This is a genomic window from Streptomyces sp. NPDC059454 (assembly GCF_042749965.1).
Classification (GTDB): domain Bacteria; phylum Actinomycetota; class Actinomycetes; order Streptomycetales; family Streptomycetaceae; genus Streptomyces.
On record NZ_JBHYVC010000097.1, the window covers coordinates 1 to 18,267 of the forward strand.

An 18,267-nucleotide genomic window follows, 5' to 3' on the forward strand; every position below is an offset into this window, starting at 1 on the left:
AGACAGGCTCGGTAGCTCGCTGGGCTCATAACCCAGAGGTCGCAGGTTCAAATCCTGTCCCCGCTACTGAAGGCCGAGGGCCGGAATCCGACAGGGTTCCGGCCCTCGGCGTTTGCCGTCGCGCACGAGAAAGAGCCCCGGGCACCAGATGGTGCCGGGGCTCTCGCCCGTACATGGGAGGCTCCGTTACGCAGCCGCGCAGTTCGGGCAGACTCCGCGGTACGTCACCTCGACGTCGGAGACCGTGAAGCCGAAGCGCTCCGTGTCGGGGAGGTCGGCCAGCGGATTGCCGGTCGGGTGGACGTCGCGGATCGCGCCGCACTGCGCGCACACCAGGTGGTGGTGCGGGCGGTGGGCGTTGGGGTCGTACCGCTTGGCCCGCTTGTCCGTGGCGACCTCCAGCACCTCGCCGAGCGAGACCAGCTCGCCCAGGGTGTTGTAGACGGTCGCGCGGGAGATCTCGGGCAGCTTGGCGACGGCCCTGGCGTGCACCTCGTCGGCCGTCAGGTGGACGTGTTCGCCGTCGAGGACCTCGGCCACGACACGGCGCTGTGCGGTCATCCGCCATCCACGTCCACGGAGCCGTTCCAGAAGGTCACTCATAGGCACCAGCCTAACAGCAGGGGGACGAGAATCCCGAACGGGTGTGACTTTGGAGCTTTACTTGACTTAGACATTGTCCATTGTAGGATCGGGATCGGAATTGGCCAAGGCACAGGTTGGTCAGTAATGACGCAGGAGGCGCACGTGACGCAGGGACCGCTCACTACGGAGGCCGGTGCCCCGGTTGCCGACAACCAGAACAGTGAGACCGCGGGCGTCGGTGGCCCGGTCCTCGTTCAGGACCAGCTCCTCATCGAGAAGCTGGCCCACTTCAACCGTGAGCGCATCCCGGAGCGTGTGGTGCACGCCCGCGGCGCCGGCGCCTACGGCACCTTCACGGTGACCGCCGACGTCACGCGGTACACGCGGGCCGCGTTCCTCTCCGAGGTCGGCAAGCAGACGGAGACCTTCCTGCGCTTCTCGACGGTGGCCGGCAACCTGGGCGCCGCGGACGCCGTGCGCGACCCGCGCGGTTTCGCGCTGAAGTTCTACACCGAGGAGGGCAACTACGACCTCGTCGGCAACAACACCCCGGTGTTCTTCATCCGGGACGCGATCAAGTTCCCGGACTTCATCCACACCCAGAAGCGCGACCCGTACACGGGCTCGACGGAGGCGGACAACGTCTTCGACTTCTGGGGCCTGTCGCCGGAGTCCACGCACCAGGTGACCTGGCTGTTCGGTGACCGCGGCATCCCGGCGTCGTACCGCCACATGGACGGCTTCGGCTCGCACACCTACCAGTGGAACAACGAGGCCGGCGAGGCCTTCTGGGTCAAGTACCACTTCAAGACGGACCAGGGCATCAAGAACCTGACCGCCGAGGAGGCCGAGATCCTCGCGGGCAAGGACCCCGACTCCCACCAGCGGGACCTGCGCGAGGCCATCGAGCGCGGCGAGTTCCCGTCCTGGACCGTCTACGTCCAGGTGATGCCGGCGGCCGAGGCGGCCACGTACCGCTTCAACCCGTTCGACCTGACCAAGGTCTGGCCGCACGCGGACTACCCGCTGATCGAGTTCGGCAAGCTGGAGCTCAACCGCAACCCGGAGAACATCTTCGCCGAGGTCGAGCAGTCCGCCTTCAGCCCCGCCCACTTCGTGCCGGGCATCGGTCCCTCCCCGGACAAGATGCTCCAGGGCCGCCTCTTCGGCTACAGCGACGCCCAGCGCTACCGCATCGGCATCAACGCCGACCAGTTGCCGGTGAACCGCCCGCACGCCACCGAGGCGCGCACCAACTCCCGTGACGGCTACCTGTACGACGGCCGCCACAAGGGTGCGAAGAACTACGAGCCGAACAGCTTCGGCGGCCCGACCCAGACGGGGCGTCCGCTGTGGCAGCCCGTCGCCGTGACCGGCGTCACCGGTGAGACGGTCACGCCCGTCCACGCCGAGGACAACGACTTCGTGCAGGCGGGCAACCTGTACCGGCTGATGACGGAGGAGGAGAAGGAGCGCCTGGTGAACAACCTGGCGAACGCCATCTCCGGGGTCACGCGTGACGAGATCGCCGACCGCGCGATCAACAACTTCCGTCAGGCGGACGAGGACTTCGGCAAGCGGCTGGAGGCCGCGGTCCAGGCCCTGCGCGGCTGATACCAGCGCTGGACCGCTTGCCGAAACACGGGCCGGACCCCCTCGGGGTCCGGCCCGTCTCGCATGTCACTACGCCGGTACCTGCTGGGCCCGCCGCTCCGGCGCCCAGCAGCGGATGATGTCGCGGACCGAGACGATGCCGGTGGGTCCTCCCCGGTCGAGGACGATCAGATGGCGGAAACCGCCGTGGGTCATGGCGACAGCGGCCTCCTCCAGGGTCCAGGACGGGGCGGCGAACACGACGTCGGTGGTGGTGTGGGCGTGGGCGCGCTCGGTGTCGGGGTCCTGGCCGAGCCCGACGGAGTTGAGTACGTCCCGCTCGGTGAGGATGCCGATGCCGGTGCCGTCGGGATCGAGGACCACGGCCGCGCCCACCCGGCGGGCGGACATCAGGGCGGCGGCCTGGCGAAGGGTGTGGGCGGGGCCGATGGTGAGGACCACGGTGCTCATGGCGTCACGGACGAGCATGGATGGAGCCACCTCCTACCGGAAAACGCGAGGACACGGGCCTGGGAGCCCGTTCGTTCGCGATTTCACAAGTTCACAAGTGGGGGGACTCCCAGAGTGGCAGGCAAAGCGGGGGTCAACAAGAGGGCGCGTGCGGCCGATCGGGGGCGCGCACGCTCACCCCGTGCCGCTCAGTAACGCTGGTTGAGGTACCCCAGCAACTCGTCGTGCAGCAGCCCGTTCGACGCGGCCGCGTTGCCGCTGTGTGGTCCCGGACGGCCGTCGAGTCCGGTGAAACTGCCGCCCGCCTCCGCGACCACGATCGCGGTGGCCGCCATGTCCCACAGCGACAACTCCGGCTCGGCGCACAGGTCCACCGACCCCTCGGCGACCATCATGTACGGCCAGAAGTCGCCGTACGCGCGCGTGCGCCACACCTCACGGGTGAGGTCGAGGAAGCCGTCAAGGCGGCCCTGCTCCTCCCAGCCGCTGAGCGAGGAGTACGCGAAGGAGGCGTCGGAGAGCTCGGAGACGCGGGAGACCTGCAGCCGGGAGGCCGACGACAGACTGCGGCCCGCGAAGGCGCCGTGCCCCTGCGCGGCCCACCAGCGGCGGCCGAGGGCGGGGGCGGACACCACGCCGACGACCGGCTGGAAGCCTCCCTCGCCGGCCTCCATCAGGGAGATCAGCGTGGCCCACACGGGAACCCCGCGCACGTAGTTCTTGGTGCCGTCGATCGGGTCGATCACCCAGCGCCGGGGTCCCGTGCCCTCCACCCCGTACTCCTCGCCCAGGACCGCGTCCCTCGGGCGGGCGCGCTTGAGGTGGCCGCGGATGAGTTCCTCGGCGGCCTTGTCCGCCTCGCTCACCGGCGTCATGTCCGGTTTGGTCTCCACCTTGAGATCGAGAGCCTTGAACCGTTCCATCGTCGCGGCGTCGGCGGCGTCCGCCAGGACATGGGCGAGACGCAGGTCGTCGAGGTAGTCGGGCATGCAACGAACGGTATCTGCCGAGGTCGGTGCGGGGCTACCGGGGGCGGGGCCCGAGAACCCTTGACAGTGCCCGACGGCGCGTCAAACCTGACCGCAGGACCGGCCGCTCGCCCCGAGGGAGGCGAAGATGCCTGCAGCGCGGGAATCCCTGCTGGACGCCGCTTGCACGGCACTGGCGCGTCGCCCGTGGTCCGCGGTGCGGATGGTGGACGTGGCAGCCGCGGCCGGAGTCTCCCGCCAGACGCTGTACAACGAGTTCGGCAGCAAGGACGGACTCGCCCGGGCCCTCGTCCGCAGGGAGGCCGACGGCTACCTCGCCGGCGTCGACCGCGCCCTCACCGGCCATGTGGACCCGCGCGACCGGCTGACCGCGACCGCCGAGTGGACCACCGCCAGCGCCCGTGAGAACGCCCTGGTCCGCGCCATGCTCACCGGCTGCTGGGGCGAACGCCTGCCCGCCCCGGGCCTCGCGGCCGTAGCGTCCGGCTCCGCCGTGCCCGCGCAGCGCCGCGCCGACGGCCCGCTGCCCTCCCCCGCCGACTTCGTCGCCCTCGTCCGCGACCGTGCCGTCGCCGTCCTGGCCGGCCCCGGCGTCCCCCGGTCCGACATCGCCGACCTGGCCCGGTCCTGCGAACTGGTGGTCCGCCTCGCCCTGTCCTGCGTCGCCGCGCCCCCGGCCGGCAACGGCATCGCCGACCTGGTGCGCGGCGTCCTGCACCGGCTCCCGGTGGTGCCGTAGCGGGATTCAGTGTGCGGACCCCGACAGCTGCAGCCCGATCACGCCGACGATCACGAACGTGATCGACACGATCTTCAGCGTCGACACCAGGTCCCCGAGGAACACCATCCCGTAGATGGCCGTCCCCGCCGCGCCGATGCCCGTCCACACCGCGTACGCGGGTCCCACGTCCAACTTCTTCAGCGCCAGCGTCAGCAGCCCGAAGCTGCCCAGCGCGAACGCGCAGAACGCGACGGTCGGCCACAGCCGGGTGAAGCCGTGCGACAGCTTCAGGCACACGGCGAAGCCGGTCTCGAGCAACCCGGCCACGATGACCAGCAGCCACGCCATGTGTCGTCCTCCCGCATTCCCCACGTACAGTGACCGCTTCGTCAGGTTCGACGGGTTCGGGTCCGGCTCGGTGCGATTATGCACTTACCGTCCGGAGGCCACGACAAACACCGTGGAGGTCAGTCGCCCTCCGTGCGCTCCCGCGCCGCCAGCAGCCGCCGCAGCGAGTACAGCCGCGCCGGATCCGCGTGCCCCTCGGCCACCCACGCGTCCAGCGCGCAGTCCGGCTCGTCGTGACTGCACGCGCGCGGACAGCCCTCCGTGCCCGACTCGAGATCGGGGAAGGCGTGGATCACCCGGGACGGGTCGACATGGGCGAGTCCGAAGGACCGCACCCCCGGAGTGTCGATCACCCAGCCCCCGGCACCCGACAGCGGCAGCGCCAGCGCGGACGTCGTCGTGTGCCGCCCCCGCCCGGTCACCGCGTTCACGTGTCCGGTCGTACGCCGCCGTTCCTCCGGCACCAGCGCGTTGACCAGGGTCGTCTTCCCGACCCCGGAGTGCCCCACGAACGCGGTGATCCGGCCGTCCAGCTGCTCGAGCACCCGGTCCGCCGCCTCGCCGCTCTCCAGTTCCGCGCGGCTGGTCACGACGTACGGGATGTCGAGGTCGCCGTACAGCTCCAGCATCTTGTCCGGCGGCGCGAGGTCCGACTTGGTCAGCACCAGCAGCGGCTCGAGACCGCCGTCGTACGCCGCGACCAGGCAGCGGTCGATCAGCCGCGGGCGGGGTTCGGGGTCGGCGAGGGCGGTGACGACGGCGAGCTGGTCGGCGTTGGCGACGACGACCCGCTCGTAGGGGTCGTCGTCGTCCGCGGTGCGGCGCAGTACCGACGCGCGCTCCTCGATCCGCACGATCCGCGCGAGCGTGTCCTTCTTCCCGGACAGGTCGCCCACGATCGCCACCCGGTCGCCGACCACCGCCGCCTTGCGGCCCAGCTCACGGGCCTTCATCGCCAGCACGATCCGGTCGTCGACGAGGCAGGTCAGCCGGCCCCGGTCGACGGTGAGGACCAGGCCCGAGGCCGCGTCCTCGTGCTTGGGCCGGATGTGGGTGCGCGGCCGGTTGCCCTTGCGGTTGGGGCGCGAGCGGATGTCGTCCTCGTCGGTGTGCTTGCCGTAGCGGCGCATGGTGAACCCCTACGCCCCGAGCATCCCGGTCCACAGCTCGGGGAAGTCCGGCAGGGTCTTCGCCGTGGTCGCCACGTTCTCGATCTGCACGCCCTCGACCGCGAGGCCGATGATCGCGCCGGCGGTGGCCATGCGGTGGTCCTCGTAGGTGTGGAAGACCCCGCCGTGCAGCCGGCGCGGGCGGATGTGCAGACCGTCGGCGGTCTCGGTGACGTCGCCGCCGAGTTCGTTGATCTCCTTGGTCAGCGCGGCCAGCCGGTCCGTCTCGTGCAGCCGGAGGTGGGCCACGCCCCGCAGGGTCGACGGGGAGTCCGCGAGTGCCGCCACGGCCGCGATGCCGGGCGTCAGCTCGCCGACCTCGCCGAGGTCCACGTCGACGCCGTGGACCGACCCGGAGCCGGTGAACACGAGCCCGAACTCGGTCAGCTCGCAGGAGCCGCCCATCTCGGTGAAGATCTCCCGCAGCCGGTCACCGGGCTGGGTGGTACGGGCCGGCCAGTCCGGAACGACGACCTTGCCGCCGGTCACCAGCGCCGCGGCCAGGAACGGCTGGGCGTTGGACAGGTCCGGCTCGACGGTCAGGTCCCGGCCCAGCAGGGCACCCGGCGTGACCCGCCAGACGTTCGGTTCGCCGCCCGACTCGGGGGTGTCGACCTGGGCGCCCACCGCGCGGAGCATGTCGACGGTCATCCGGATGTGCGGCAGGGACGGCAGCGTCGCGCCGGTGTGGCGGACCTCGACGCCCTGGTTGAAGCGCGGCGCGGACAGCAGCAGGGCGCTGACGAACTGGGAGGACGAGGACGCGTCGACCTCCACGGTGCCGCCGTCCAGGGCGCCGCCGCCGTGCACGGTCATCGGCAGCGCGCCGCGCTCCTCGTCGTCGATCCGGGCGCCCAGGTGACGCAGCGCGTCGATGACGCCGTTCAGGGGACGCTCGTAGGAACGCGGGTCGCCGTCGAAGCGGACGGGGCCGTCGGCCAGCGCGGCGACCGGGGGCAGGAACCGCATCACCGTGCCGGCGTTGCCGACGTCGACGGTGGCCGGGCCGCGCAGGCCCGTGGGGAGCACCCGCCAGGCCTCGCCGGTGCCGTCCGGGCCCACGCCTTCCTCGATCTCGACGCCCATGGCGCGCAGCGCACCCGCCATCAGCAGCGTGTCGCGGGACCGCAGCGGGCGGCGCAGCCAGCCCGGCTCGGAGGCGAGGGCGGCGAGGACGAGGGCACGGTTGGTGACCGACTTGGACCCGGGCACGTGGACCGTCGCGTCGACGGCTCCGCTCGCGTGCGGGGCGGGCCAGAGGGCGGTGTGCGCGGGGTTTCGGGCCATGGGGACCACTCTATAAGGAGGGGGGCTGTGCAGGCCGCTTGTCGGCTGCGGGTCCGTTCCGGCTGGTCGCGCCCACGCGGCGGAGCCGCATATCGATACATCCTCGCGCCCCCAGAGGGTTGCCGGCAGCCCTCGCTGAAGGGAGCCGTGGGCCCTTACAGCCCCAGGAGCCACCTGCCGCCGCCGATCAGCGAGCACAGCGACACCGCGTGGAACAGGAAGAACCACAGCCCCGCCGGGACGTGCGTCAGCCTCGACAACTGGTCCGCGTCCGAGTCACCCGCGCCGCCGCGTGACCGCTTGGCCTGGAGCTCGAAGGCCGGGCGCACTCCGCCCAGGAGCAGGAACCAGACCACGGCGTACGCGAACGCCGCCTGCACCTGGGGCCCGGTCAGCCAGGACACCAGGACGAACGTGCCGCCCGCGACGAGCACCGACACCGCCCCGTACGCGTTGCGGATCATCACCAGCATCGCCACCAGCAGCGCCGTGGCCAGCCACAACAGCAGCGTGATGCGGCCGGCGCCGAGCAGCGCGGCACCGCCCAGGCCCAGCAGCGGGGGAGCGGTGTAGCCGGCGGCGGCCGTGAGAATCATGCCGATACCGTGCGGTTTTCCGCGGCTGACGGTCAGGCCGCTGGTGTCCGAGTGCAGACGTATCCCCGTCAGTGTGCGGCCGGTGAGCAGCGCCACCAGACCGTGCCCGCCCTCGTGGGCGATCGTGACGGCGTTCCGGGACAGCCGCCACAGCCCCTGCGGTACGACGACGGCGGCCGCGGCGACCAGGGTGGCGACGACCACCCACACATCCGGGTCGGGCTGGGTGCCGGAGACCTCGTCCCAGAGGGAGGCGAGTGAGGCGGACGCGGTACTGACCATGCTTTCCATCTGTTTCCGATTGCTCCCTCTGCCTGGGCGTACGGAGTCTGGCAGTGTTGCACGTATGTGCGGACGGTATGCAGCGAGTCGCAGGCCCGAGGATCTCGCGGGAATCTTCGAGATCGAGAAGTGGGAGCCGGAGGAGACCCTGGAGCCCGACTTCAACGTGGCGCCGACCAAGGAGGTCTACGCCGTACTCGAACGTGCCCTGAGGGACGCGGCGGACCCGCGCCCGGTCCGGCAGCTGCGGAAGCTGAAGTGGGGCCTGGTGCCCTCCTGGTCCAAGACGCCCGAGGGCGCCGCCCGGATGATCAACGCCCGCGCGGAGACCGTCCACGAGAAGCCGTCCTACCGCCGCGCCTTCTCCACCCGGCGCTGCGTCCTGCCCGCCGACGGCTACTACGAGTGGGTCACCGGCAAGCAGGAGCGGGAACTGGAGGCCGAAGGGAAGAAGAAGCGGCCCCGCAAGCAGCCCTACTTCGTGACCCCGGCCGACGGTTCGGTGTTCGCCATGGCCGGGCTGTACGAGTTCTGGCGGGACAGGACGCTGCCGGACGACCATCCACAGGCCTGGTGGGCGACGTGCTCCGTCATCACCACCGAGGCGGAGAGCAGCCCGCTCGCCGTGGCCCCGGCGGACGGCCCGCGCACCCTCGCCGAGATCCACCCGCGGATGCCGCTGATGCTCACGCCGGACCGCTGGGACGCCTGGCTGGACCCCGCCCGCACGGACGCCGCCGAACTGCGCGAACTGCTCGCCCCGCCGCCCCCCGGTCTGATGCGCGCCTACCCGGTCGCCACGGCCGTCAGCAGCGTCCGCAACAACGGACCGGAACTGCTGACCGAGCTGGCCGCGCCGGAAGAGGGCACACTCTTCTGACATGACCTCCGACACGACCGAGACCGTCGAGACGGACGTCGGCCCCGCCCGCGTCACCTGGCACCACGCACGTGACCGCGCCCGCCTCGTCCTCGCGGTGGGCCACGGCGCCGGCGGCGGCATCGAGGCCCGGGACCTGAAGGCGCTCGCCGCCGAACTGCCCGCGCACGGCGTGACCGTCGCCCTGGTCGAACAGCCCTGGCGGGTGGCCGGCAAGAAGGTGGCCCCCGCGCCGAAGACCCTCGACACCGGCTGGCGCGGCATCTGGCCCGCGCTGGCGAAGCCGGGCCCGCCGGTGGTCTCGGGCGGGCGCAGCGCCGGCGCCCGCGTCGCCTGCCGCACCGCCGTGGAGCTCGGCGCCCACGCCGTACTCGCCCTGAGCTTCCCCCTGCATCCGCCGGGCAGGCCCGAGAAGTCCCGCGCCGGCGAACTGCTCGGCGCGGGGGTGCCCACACTCGTCGTCCAGGGCGGCAACGACCCGTTCGGCAGGCCCGCGGAGTTCCCGGAGGGGACGTACGAACTGGTCGAGGTCCCCCGCGGTGACCACGGCTTCGCCGTCCCCAAGCGGGCGGACCTCACACAGGAGGAGGCCGTGGCGATGGTCACGGACGCGGTCGTGCGGTGGACCGGCACGCTCGGCTGAGGCGCCGGGAATGCCCGGGCGGCCTCCGCTGTTGGGAGGGACGTATGTGCCGGTCAACGGCACCGCCGTCGTAGGAGAGGAAGTCCGCCGCATGGGTTCCACGTTCTGCCCGAGCCGCAGCGCCCGCGCCGACCTGGACTGGACGGTGCTGCACGCGGCCAGGACCGCCCCCATTCGGGCGGCGGGCGGACCGGATCGTCGTCTATCCTCCGATTCGGGTGAGGCCGCCTTCGGTCTCACGACAACTCTGGAGGAGGTGGGTCCGGTTCCCGGTACCGACGCAGGGACCGAACACGGCCAGGCGGAGCAGCCCGAGGGCCAGGGCAGCGGTACGGGCGCGGAGTCGACCGCGGAGCGCAGCGCGCGCTTCGAGCGGGACGCGCTCGAGTTCCTCGACCAGATGTACTCGGCCGCCCTGCGCATGACGCGCAACCCGGCCGACGCGGAGGACCTGGTGCAGGAGACGTACGCCAAGGCGTACGCGTCCTTCCACCAGTTCCGCGAAGGCACCAACCTCAAGGCGTGGCTGTACCGGATCCTCACCAACACCTTCATCAACTCGTACCGCAAGAAGCAGCGTGAACCCCAGCGCAGCGCGGCCGAGGAGATCGAGGACTGGCAGCTCGCACGCGCCGAGTCGCACATGTCCACAGGTCTGCGCTCCGCGGAGTCGCAGGCGCTGGACCACCTGCCCGACTCGGACGTCAAGGAAGCACTCCAGGCGATCCCCGAGGAGTTCCGCATCGCGGTGTACCTCGCCGATGTGGAGGGCTTTGCCTACAAGGAGATCGCGGACATCATGGGGACACCCATCGGTACGGTGATGTCCCGGCTGCACCGTGGCCGCCGTCAGCTGCGCGGCATGCTGGAGGACTACGCGCGCGAGCGCGGACTGGTCCCGGCCGGCGCCGGGGAGTCGAACGAAGCGAAAGGCTCGGGGTCATGAGCTGCGGAGAGCCGCACGAGACGGATTGCAGCGAAATCCTCGATCATCTCTACGAGTTCCTCGACCGTGAGATGCCGGATTCCGACTGCGTGAAGTTCGAGCACCACTTCGAGGAATGCTCGCCGTGCCTGGAGAAGTACGGGCTCGAGCAGGCGGTGAAGAAGCTGGTCAAGCGCTGCTGCGGGCAGGACGACGTGCCGGGCGACCTGCGCTCCAAGGTCATGGGCCGGCTCGACCTGATCCGCTCCGGTCAGACCGTCCCCGACCAGGACATCACGGCCTCGCCGGCCGCACCGCAGGAGTCCTGACACCCCGCGGTTCCCCGGCCCCTGTGTCACTCGAACGTGCTAATCCGCGGGTTATCGGCCCGTGGAGGCACACCCCGCCGCCCTAGGCTCCAGTGCCTGGCGAGTGCCAGGTCGAGTGCCGGCGGGCACGGTCGGGGGAGGGTTCATGGAGGCGTTACCGGCGCGGGCCCGCGCGTATGTCGTCTGTGTCACCGTGCTGGGCCTGCTCTGTCCGTTGTCCCTTGTCCCCTTCGTCCCGGTGTCCCCGCCGGGCGGTGTCCGCTTCTCCTGGTGGGCGGTCGCCCTGCTCGCCGCGGTGTATGCGGGCTGTGAGCGCCTCGTCCGGTCGCGTCCGGCCGCCGCCCCGCACCCGGGCGGAACCTTCCACCCCGTCCTGCTCGCCGGGGCCTTCCTGCTGCCACCGTCCGCCGCGGTGCTGGTCGCGCTCCCCGGGGCGCTGCTGCTCCCCGTGGAACAACGCCCGTACCTGGCGCGCAGGCTCTGGCGGGCCGGCCGGCTGGTGCTCGCCGTGTGGGCCGCGAGCCGGGTCCATCTGGCGGTCGGCGGCCGGGACGCGGTGGCGGACTGCGACGTCCCGGGCGCGCTCGGCACGGCCGGGGCCGCGGTGCTGGTGTTCTGCCTGGTGCTCACCCTGCTGGACGGCGGCATTCCGGCGTCGGCGCCCGGCGTGCTCCCGCGCGGGAGGCGGATCTCGGCGCCGGCCGCCTGGTGGCGGCTGTTTCTCGGGTCGCTGGCACCGATCACCGTGCACGGTCTCGCCGGACTCATGATGGCGCTGCTGTGGCGCAGCCCCTACGGTCCCGTGGCGGCGCTGCTCGTGCTGCTGCCGATGGGCGTCTCCTGGTGGGCGTTCGCCCAGTACCACCGGGAGCGGGCCGCCCATCAGGCGACGATCCGCGCCCTCGTCCAGGCCGTCGACATCAAGGACGGCTACACGCGCGGGCACAGCGAACGCGTCGGACGGGCGTCCATGATGATCGCGCGGGAACTCGGCATGGACGACGAGCGCGTCGAGGTGCTCCGCTTCGCGGGCATCCTGCACGACGTCGGCAAGCTCGGCGTGCCCACCCGGCTGCTCACCAAGAACGGCCCGCTGACCCCCGAGGAGCGCCGGGTGATCGAACTGCACCCCGAGTACGGGCACGAGATGGTGCGGGGGATCTCCTTCCTCGGCGAGGCCCGCGCGGCGGTGCTGCACCACCACGAACGGCTGGACGGCACCGGCTACCCCTACGGCCTGGCGGGCGGTCGGATTCCCGAGTCCGCACGGGTGGTCGCCGTCGCCGACGCCTTCGACGCGATGACCTCCACCCGCTCCTACAGCAGGGCGCGGCCCGTGTCCGTGGCGCTGGAGGAACTCCGGCGGTGCGCGGGCACCCACTTCGACCCGCGGATGGTGGCCGCGCTGGTACGGGCGATCGGCCGGGCCGGCTGGCATCCGGCGGTGACCGCCGACGACCCCCGGCCGGCCACCGGCGACGTACGGTCCACCGCCGTGCCCGGACCCGCCGCACCGGTCGCCGGCCGGCCCGGGGCGCGCCGATGAGGCCCCGGCTCCATACCGTCGTACACCTGTGCGCCGCCGTCCTCGCCGCCGGTTCCCTCGGTGCCACCCTCTACAACGGCATCGAGGAACGCGGTGCCGCCCTCGCCTTCGGAGTGCTCATCGCCGTCGGCGAGCTCACCCGGCGCAACAGGACACGCATCAGGGAGGCCGCGCCGCTCGCCGCCGCGGGTTCACTGGCGTACGCGCTGCTCGGTGAGACCGCGGGGCGGCCCACCCACCACGGCGCCGCCCAGGTCGTCACCGTGGTGCTCGCCGCGTCCCTGCTCGGCAGCGTGCCGCACGTCGGGCGTGGTGGAGGCCCCGCCCTCGACCCGTCGGCCCGCAGGGTGCTGAGCGTCGGGTTCGCCGCCGTGTGCTTCCAGCCGCTGTACAACCGGGGCGCCTTCGACGGCTGGGGAGGCCCCGCCCACGCGCTGCTCCTGCTCGCCCTGTTGTCCCTCACCGCGCTGTGTGACGCCGTGCTCACCGCCGCGCTGGCCCACTCCCGCACCGGATGGCCCTTCCTGCCGGCGCTGCGCGACGAACTGCGGGCCGTGCCCGGTATCGGGACCGCCGTCATCGCCACGGGCGCGGTGATGGCGCTCGGGGTCGCGGTCGTGGGGCTGTGGGCGCTGCCCGTCTTCTCCGTACCCCTGCTGCTCGCCCAGCTTTCCTACCGGCGGTACGCCGCCGTGCGTGCCACCTACCGGCAGACCATCACCTCCCTCGCGCGGGCCACCGAGATCGCCGGATACACCCCGGCGGGGCACGCCCGCCGGGTCGCCGCGCTCAGCCGGGCGGTGGGCCGGGACCTGGGGCTGACCGAACCCGAACTGACCGTGCTGGAGTACGCCGCCCTGATGCACGACATCGGTCAGCTCAGCCTCGTCGACCCGGTCCCCGACGGCGCCACCGCCGTCCTGCCGGTCACCGAACAGCGGCGGATCGCGCTGCTCGGCGGTGCCGTGGTGCGCCAGACCGGGGTGGACCCGCGCGTGGCTGCGATCGTCGAACGCCAGGCCGACCCGCACCAGGAGCAGCCGCTCGCCGCACGTATTGTCCGGGTGGCCAACGCGTACGAGGAGAAGTCCAGGGAAGGAGGGCCCGGCGGGCCGCTGACCGCGCTGGAGGAACTGCGCCTGGGAACCGCCGGGGAGTACGCGCCGGAGGTGGTCGAAGCACTGGTCCGGGTGTTGTCACGGAACACGGAGGGGACACGTGAGCACGGAGGCCGAGCGTGGCGAGGGCCGCGAACGGGACTGTCTGACCCCGGCCGAGGCTGGGTAACCCATGGGTAATGAGCGTCCTCATGGCCGTACGTGGTTGGATGCGAAGGAGAGGGTGTCCGGGGGCGCGGACAGGTACAGCCAGCCCACCGACGGAACTGGCAGGCGGGAATCGTGAGGATCTTCGGCAAGGGACGGCACCGGCCCTCCGCCTCCTGGCGGCAGGCCACGGACCGTGCGTTCACGCTCATCGGCGACGGCCGGTACGAGGACGCGGGCGCGCTGCTGACCCGTGCCGCCGATCTGGAGCCCTGGTTGTCGGAGTCCTGGTTCAACCTCGCGCTGCTGCACAAGTTCCGGCACGACTGGGAGCAGGCGCGGGCGGCGGGTCTGCGGGCCGTGGCGCTGCTCGACCGCGACACCGGGGCTCCCGACTGGTGGAACGTGGGCATCGCCGCCACCGCCCTGCAGGACTGGCCGCTGGCCCGGCGGGCCTGGCAGGCCTACGGACTCAAGGTGCCCGGACCGGCCACCGACTCCGGCGAGCCCCTCGGCATGAACCTGGGCAGCGCGGCCGTACGGCTGTCCCCGGAGGGGGAGGCGGAGGTCGTGTGGGGGCGGCGCCTCGACCCCGCCCGGATCGAGGTGCTGTCCATTCCGCTGCCGTCCTCCGGGCGCCGCTGGGGCGAGGTCGTCCTGCACGACGGCGTGCCGCACGGGGAGCGGAGCACCGCCGCCGGGCACACCTACCCGGTGTTCGACGAGATCGAGTTGTGGGCGCCCTCGCCGGTGCCGACCTGGGTGGTGCTGCTGGAGGCCGCGACCGAGGCCGACCGGGACGCGCTGGAGCAGCTGGCCTCCGACGCCGGGTTCGCTGCCGAGGACTGGTCGTCCTCCGTACGGCTGCTGTGCCGGATGTGCTCGGAGTCCCGGATGCCGTCCGACGAGGGGGAGGGTGAGCACCTGGACCCGCACGATCACAGCGAGCCGGGGCATCCCGGGCCGCTCGGGCACCGTACGGACGGGCAGTTGTGGGTGCCGGAGCGGGAGTGCGGCGTCGCGGCGCCGGCTTCCCTGGTCCGGGGGTTGCTGGACGGGTGGGTCGCGGACAGTCCGGACTCGCGGGACTGGCGGGACCTTGAAGAGGTCTGTTAGGGGCGTTGTCGAGCGCGGGTCCGTCATGGCCGGTCGCGCCCACGCGACGGAGCCGCGCACAGGCACGGTCCCGCGCTCCTCAGGGGGCGCTTCCCCGTACCCTGTATCAGCATCACACCCTTGTTTTTCCAGGAAGGCACACGTCGGTCATGGCTCAGCAGGACACCGATCAGCAGCACGCGGGCGTGCTCCCCGTCGACGACGAGGGGTACGTCATCGACACGGAGGACTGCGAGGAGCGCGAGACGGCGTGGCGGGAGCGCGGCGCCTCGCGTCCGATCACCGTGGTCGGCAACCCGGTGCTGCACCAGGAGTGCAAGGACGTGACGGACTTCGGTGACGAGCTCCAGCAGCTGGTCGCCGACATGTTCGCCAGTCAGCGCACCGCCGAGGGCGTGGGCCTGGCCGCCAACCAGATCGGTGTGGACAGGAAGGTCTTCGTCTACGACTGCCCGGACGACGAGGGGGTGCGGCACGTCGGTGTGCTCTGCAACCCCAAGCCGGTCGAACTGCCCGCCGAGAGGCGCCGGCTGGACGACAGCAACGAGGGCTGCCTGTCGGTGCCCACGGCGTACATGCCGCTGGCCCGCCCCGACTACGCCGAAGTGACCGGCCAGGACGAGAAGGGCAACCCGGTCCGGGTACGCGGCACCGGCTACTTCGCCCGGTGTCTGCAGCACGAGACCGACCACCTCTACGGCTACCTCTACATCGACCGGCTGTCCAAGCGTGAACGCAAGGACGCGCTGCGGCAGATGGCCGAGAACGAGCCGCGTTACCCCGTGGTGGCCAACGACTGACCGGCCTCCGGAGCCCTTCCGTCTCCCCGTCGACGGCGCCCGATCGAGCACTTTCTCGATCGGGCGCCGTTCGTCTGTGCGGCCTCCGTAGGAGCGAAAGAAGCAAATCCGTTCCCAGAACGGTCAGTTGTGGTGCTGAATGGAGGTGCGGGGACACGCACGGCGTGCGCCCGGCTCGGGGCGGGGGCGCGCCAACCGGCGGCAGAGAGGGGATTGTTCGTGCATGCTTTGTCACACGGCACCACATCGACACCGACCACCATCGCGGTTCCACCGGCGCTGTCTCTTCCGGTGATCGAGGCGGCGTTTCCCCGGCAACTCCACCCGTATTGGCCTCGGCTTCAGAAGGCGACCAGGGCGTGGCTGCTCGAAAAGCGGCTCATGCCGGCGGACAAGGTGGAGGAATATGCCGATGGCCTGTGCTACACCGACCTCATGGCGGGCTACTACATAGGCGCCCCCGACGACGTCCTGCAGGCGATAGCGGACTACAGCGCGTGGTTCTTCGTCTGGGACGACCGGCACGACCGGGACATCGTGCACGGCCGCCCCGCCGCCTGGCGGCGGCTGAAGGACCGGCTGCACCGGGCCCTCGACAGCCCCGGTGACCACCTGGGTCACGAGGATCCTGTGGTGGCGGGGCTCGCGGACAGCGTGGAGCGGCTGTACGCGTTCCTGCCGGGCGGCTGGAACGCCCGGTTCGCCCGGCACTTCCACGAGGTGATCGAGGCGTACGACCGGGAATTCCACAACCGCACGGAGGGGATCGTCCCCACCGTCGAGGAATACCTGGAACTGCGTCGGCTCACCTTCGCGCACTGGATCTGGACCGATCTCCTGGAGCCGAGTGCGGGCAGTGAACTACCGGACGAGGTGCGAAAGAACCCCGCCTATCGGAAGGCGGCACTGCTCAGTCAGGAATTCGCCGCCTGGTACAACGACCTGTGTTCACTTCCGAAGGAAATAGCGGGCAGTGAGGTGCACAATCTCGGCATCAGTCTCATCACCCACGAGGAACTCACACTCGAAGAAGCAATCGCGGACATAAGGCGTCGCGTCGAGGAATGCATCAGCGAATTCCAGGACGCCGAAAGGGACGCCTTGCGCTGTGCGGACGCCCTCGACGACGGCACGGTGGGAGGAAAGGAAACGAGTGCCGCCGTACGCGCCTGCGTCGGCAACATGCGGAACTGGTTCAGCTCCGTCTACTGGTTCCACCACGAGTCCGGCCGGTACCGGGTCGACAGCTGGGACGACCGGTCCACACCCCCGTACGTCAACAACGAAACGGCAGGTGAGTCATGACCCTCGAATCCGTGGACCCCCGAACGGCGGAGGCGACCGGACTGCGCGAGCCCCCCGTGGCCGGCGGGGGAGTCCCCGTCCTCGGCCACGGCTGGAAACTGGCGCGCGATCCGTTGTCCTTCATGTCCCGGCTGCGTGACCACGGCGACGTCGTGCGCCTCAAACTCGGACCGAAGACGGTGTACGCCGTCACCACCCCCGCCCTCACCGGGGCGGTGGCGCTGAGCCCCGACTACATCATCGCCGGACCGCTGTGGGAGTCCCTGGAGGGCCTGCTCGGCAAGGAGGGCGTCGCCACCGCCAACGGCCCGCTGCACCGGCGTCAGCGCCGCACCATCCAGCCCGCGTTCAAGCTCGACGCGATCCCCGCGTACGGGCCGATCATGGCGGAGGAGGCGTACGCGCTCGTGGAGCGCTGGCGCTCCGGAGAGGTGCTGGACGTCACGGCGGAGTCGTTCCGCGTGGCCGTCCGGGTGACCGCCCGCTGCCTGATGCGCGGCAGCTCCATGGACGCCGGGGCGGAGCGCATCTGCGCCGACCTCGCCACGCTGTTCAGCGGCATGTACCAGCGCATGGTGGTACCGCTCGGACCGCTTTACAAGGTTCCATTTCCGGCCAATCGGGAATTCAACCGCGCGCTGGCCGATCTGCATGTCCTGGTCGACGAGATCGTCGCCGACCGGCGGGCGAGTGGTCAAAAGCCGAACGATTTGCTGACGTCTTTGCTGGAGGCGAAGGACGAGAATGGTGAGCCCATAGGGGAACAGGAGATCCACGACCAGGTCATCGCCATACTCACTCCCGGCAGTGAAACCGTCGGAGCCACGATCATGTCGCTCCTCCTGGTTCTCACCGAGCACCCGGAACTCGGCGACAAGATCCGCGACGAGGTGAAAGCCGTCGTGGGCGACCGCCCGGTCGCATTCGAGGACGTCCGAAAGCTGACGTACACCGCGAATGTCGTCGTCGAGACCCTGCGGCTGTATCCGGCCGTATGGATATTGACCCGCCGCGCGGTGGCCGACACGGAACTCGGCGGATACCGCATTCCCCGGGGGGCGGACGTCATCTACAGTCCGTACGCGATCCAGCGCGACCGGCGGTCGTACGAGCGGCACGAGGAGTTCGACCCCGACCGTTGGCTCCCGGAGCGGGCGGGGGACGTGCCCAAGTACGCGATGAGTCCGTTCAGCGTGGGCAACCGCAAGTGCCCCAGCGACCACTTCTCGATGGCCGAACTCACGCTCACCACCGCGGTGGTCGCCTCCGCCTACCGCTTCGACCACGTGCCCGGCTCCGACGCCCGGCCCCGGATCGGCATCACGCTCCGGCCGCGAGGCCTGATGCTGCGGGCGGTGCCCCGCTGACCGGCCGCGCGGCGGGGGGGGGGTGGGGCGCGCGGGGGCCCGGACCAGCG

The 18,267-nt window shown here is 71.2% G+C and carries 19 protein-coding genes; 12 read left to right on the top strand and 7 right to left on the bottom strand.

Features of this window, described 5'->3' with window-relative positions; translation table 11 throughout:
• Positions 1-186: 186 nt before the first annotated feature.
• On the bottom strand, positions 187-603 hold the full coding sequence (locus tag ACFXAE_RS34860) for a Fur family transcriptional regulator (protein WP_004983642.1): 417 nt from the start codon (positions 601-603) through the stop codon (positions 187-189).
• A 144-nt stretch (positions 604-747) separates the two neighbouring features.
• Between ACFXAE_RS34860 and ACFXAE_RS34865 the strand changes: the two genes are divergently transcribed.
• Entirely contained in the window at positions 748-2,199 is a 1,452-nt protein-coding gene (locus ACFXAE_RS34865) for a catalase (RefSeq protein WP_384723277.1), read from the top strand.
• A 69-nt stretch (positions 2,200-2,268) separates the two neighbouring features.
• On the opposite strand, the gene ACFXAE_RS34870 is transcribed toward ACFXAE_RS34865, so the two are convergent.
• Both ACFXAE_RS34870 and hisN read right to left on the bottom strand, forming a co-directional pair.
• Entirely contained in the window at positions 2,269-2,667 is a 399-nt protein-coding gene (locus ACFXAE_RS34870; RefSeq protein WP_384723280.1) for a cyclic nucleotide-binding/CBS domain-containing protein, read from the bottom strand.
• A 170-nt stretch (positions 2,668-2,837) separates the two neighbouring features.
• On the bottom strand, positions 2,838-3,638 hold the full coding sequence (gene hisN, locus ACFXAE_RS34875) for a histidinol-phosphatase (protein WP_384723283.1): 801 nt from the start codon (positions 3,636-3,638) through the stop codon (positions 2,838-2,840).
• A 127-nt stretch (positions 3,639-3,765) separates the two neighbouring features.
• Between hisN and ACFXAE_RS34880 the strand changes: the two genes are divergently transcribed.
• Positions 3,766-4,377, top strand: a complete 612-nt coding sequence (locus ACFXAE_RS34880) for a TetR/AcrR family transcriptional regulator (RefSeq protein WP_384723286.1) — start codon at positions 3,766-3,768, stop codon at positions 4,375-4,377.
• Between the two features lie 6 nt (positions 4,378-4,383).
• Here ACFXAE_RS34880 and ACFXAE_RS34885 read toward each other — a convergent pair whose 3' ends face one another.
• From ACFXAE_RS34885 to ACFXAE_RS34900, 4 genes are all read right to left on the bottom strand, one after another.
• On the bottom strand, positions 4,384-4,707 hold the full coding sequence (locus tag ACFXAE_RS34885; RefSeq protein WP_030860215.1) for a multidrug efflux SMR transporter: 324 nt from the start codon (positions 4,705-4,707) through the stop codon (positions 4,384-4,386).
• A 119-nt stretch (positions 4,708-4,826) separates the two neighbouring features.
• Entirely contained in the window at positions 4,827-5,837 is a 1,011-nt protein-coding gene (gene rsgA, locus ACFXAE_RS34890) for a ribosome small subunit-dependent GTPase A (RefSeq protein WP_384723289.1), read from the bottom strand.
• Between the two features lie 9 nt (positions 5,838-5,846).
• Complete coding sequence (aroA, locus tag ACFXAE_RS34895; RefSeq protein ID WP_384723292.1) at positions 5,847-7,163, bottom strand: 3-phosphoshikimate 1-carboxyvinyltransferase; 1,317 nt, start codon at positions 7,161-7,163, stop codon at positions 5,847-5,849.
• A 155-nt stretch (positions 7,164-7,318) separates the two neighbouring features.
• Positions 7,319-8,041, bottom strand: a complete 723-nt coding sequence (locus ACFXAE_RS34900; protein WP_384723295.1) for a M50 family metallopeptidase — start codon at positions 8,039-8,041, stop codon at positions 7,319-7,321.
• A 64-nt stretch (positions 8,042-8,105) separates the two neighbouring features.
• On the opposite strand from ACFXAE_RS34900, the gene ACFXAE_RS34905 reads away from it, so the two are divergent.
• The 10 genes from ACFXAE_RS34905 to ACFXAE_RS34950 all read left to right on the top strand — a co-directional run bounded on the left by ACFXAE_RS34905 (position 8,106) and on the right by ACFXAE_RS34950 (position 18,217).
• The gene (locus ACFXAE_RS34905; RefSeq protein WP_384723298.1) at positions 8,106-8,921 is read left to right on the top strand and encodes an SOS response-associated peptidase; all 816 of its coding nucleotides are present in this window, start codon (positions 8,106-8,108) and stop codon (positions 8,919-8,921) included.
• Between the two features lies 1 nt (position 8,922).
• Complete coding sequence (locus tag ACFXAE_RS34910; protein WP_384723301.1) at positions 8,923-9,564, top strand: alpha/beta family hydrolase; 642 nt, start codon at positions 8,923-8,925, stop codon at positions 9,562-9,564.
• A gap of 256 nt (positions 9,565-9,820) precedes the next feature.
• Entirely contained in the window at positions 9,821-10,510 is a 690-nt protein-coding gene (sigR, locus tag ACFXAE_RS34915; protein WP_384723325.1) for an RNA polymerase sigma factor SigR, read from the top strand.
• A complete protein-coding gene (rsrA, locus tag ACFXAE_RS34920) occupies positions 10,507-10,818 on the top strand; it encodes a mycothiol system anti-sigma-R factor (RefSeq protein ID WP_384723304.1) in 312 nt (103 codons plus the stop codon). The genes sigR and rsrA overlap by 4 nt, the downstream gene beginning before the upstream one ends.
• 145 nt (positions 10,819-10,963) lie before the next feature.
• A complete protein-coding gene (locus tag ACFXAE_RS34925; protein WP_384723307.1) occupies positions 10,964-12,364 on the top strand; it encodes an HD-GYP domain-containing protein in 1,401 nt (466 codons plus the stop codon).
• Positions 12,361-13,662: an HD-GYP domain-containing protein gene (locus ACFXAE_RS34930; protein ID WP_384723310.1), complete on the top strand. Its 1,302-nt coding sequence runs from the start codon at positions 12,361-12,363 to the stop codon at positions 13,660-13,662. Before ACFXAE_RS34925 ends, ACFXAE_RS34930 begins: the two co-directional genes overlap by 4 nt.
• A 102-nt stretch (positions 13,663-13,764) precedes the next feature.
• The gene (locus ACFXAE_RS34935) at positions 13,765-14,745 is read left to right on the top strand and encodes a tetratricopeptide repeat protein (RefSeq protein WP_384723313.1); all 981 of its coding nucleotides are present in this window, start codon (positions 13,765-13,767) and stop codon (positions 14,743-14,745) included.
• Positions 14,746-14,894: 149 nt separating this feature from the next.
• Complete coding sequence (gene def, locus ACFXAE_RS34940; RefSeq protein WP_384723316.1) at positions 14,895-15,545, top strand: peptide deformylase; 651 nt, start codon at positions 14,895-14,897, stop codon at positions 15,543-15,545.
• Positions 15,546-15,764: 219 nt separating this feature from the next.
• Positions 15,765-16,850: an epi-isozizaene synthase gene (cyc1, locus tag ACFXAE_RS34945; protein WP_384723319.1), complete on the top strand. Its 1,086-nt coding sequence runs from the start codon at positions 15,765-15,767 to the stop codon at positions 16,848-16,850.
• Positions 16,847-18,217 carry a cytochrome P450 gene (locus tag ACFXAE_RS34950; protein ID WP_384723322.1) on the top strand — a complete coding sequence of 457 codons (1,371 nt, stop codon included), beginning with the start codon at positions 16,847-16,849 and terminating at the stop codon, positions 18,215-18,217. Before cyc1 ends, ACFXAE_RS34950 begins: the two co-directional genes overlap by 4 nt.
• Positions 18,218-18,267: the final 50 nt, after the last annotated feature.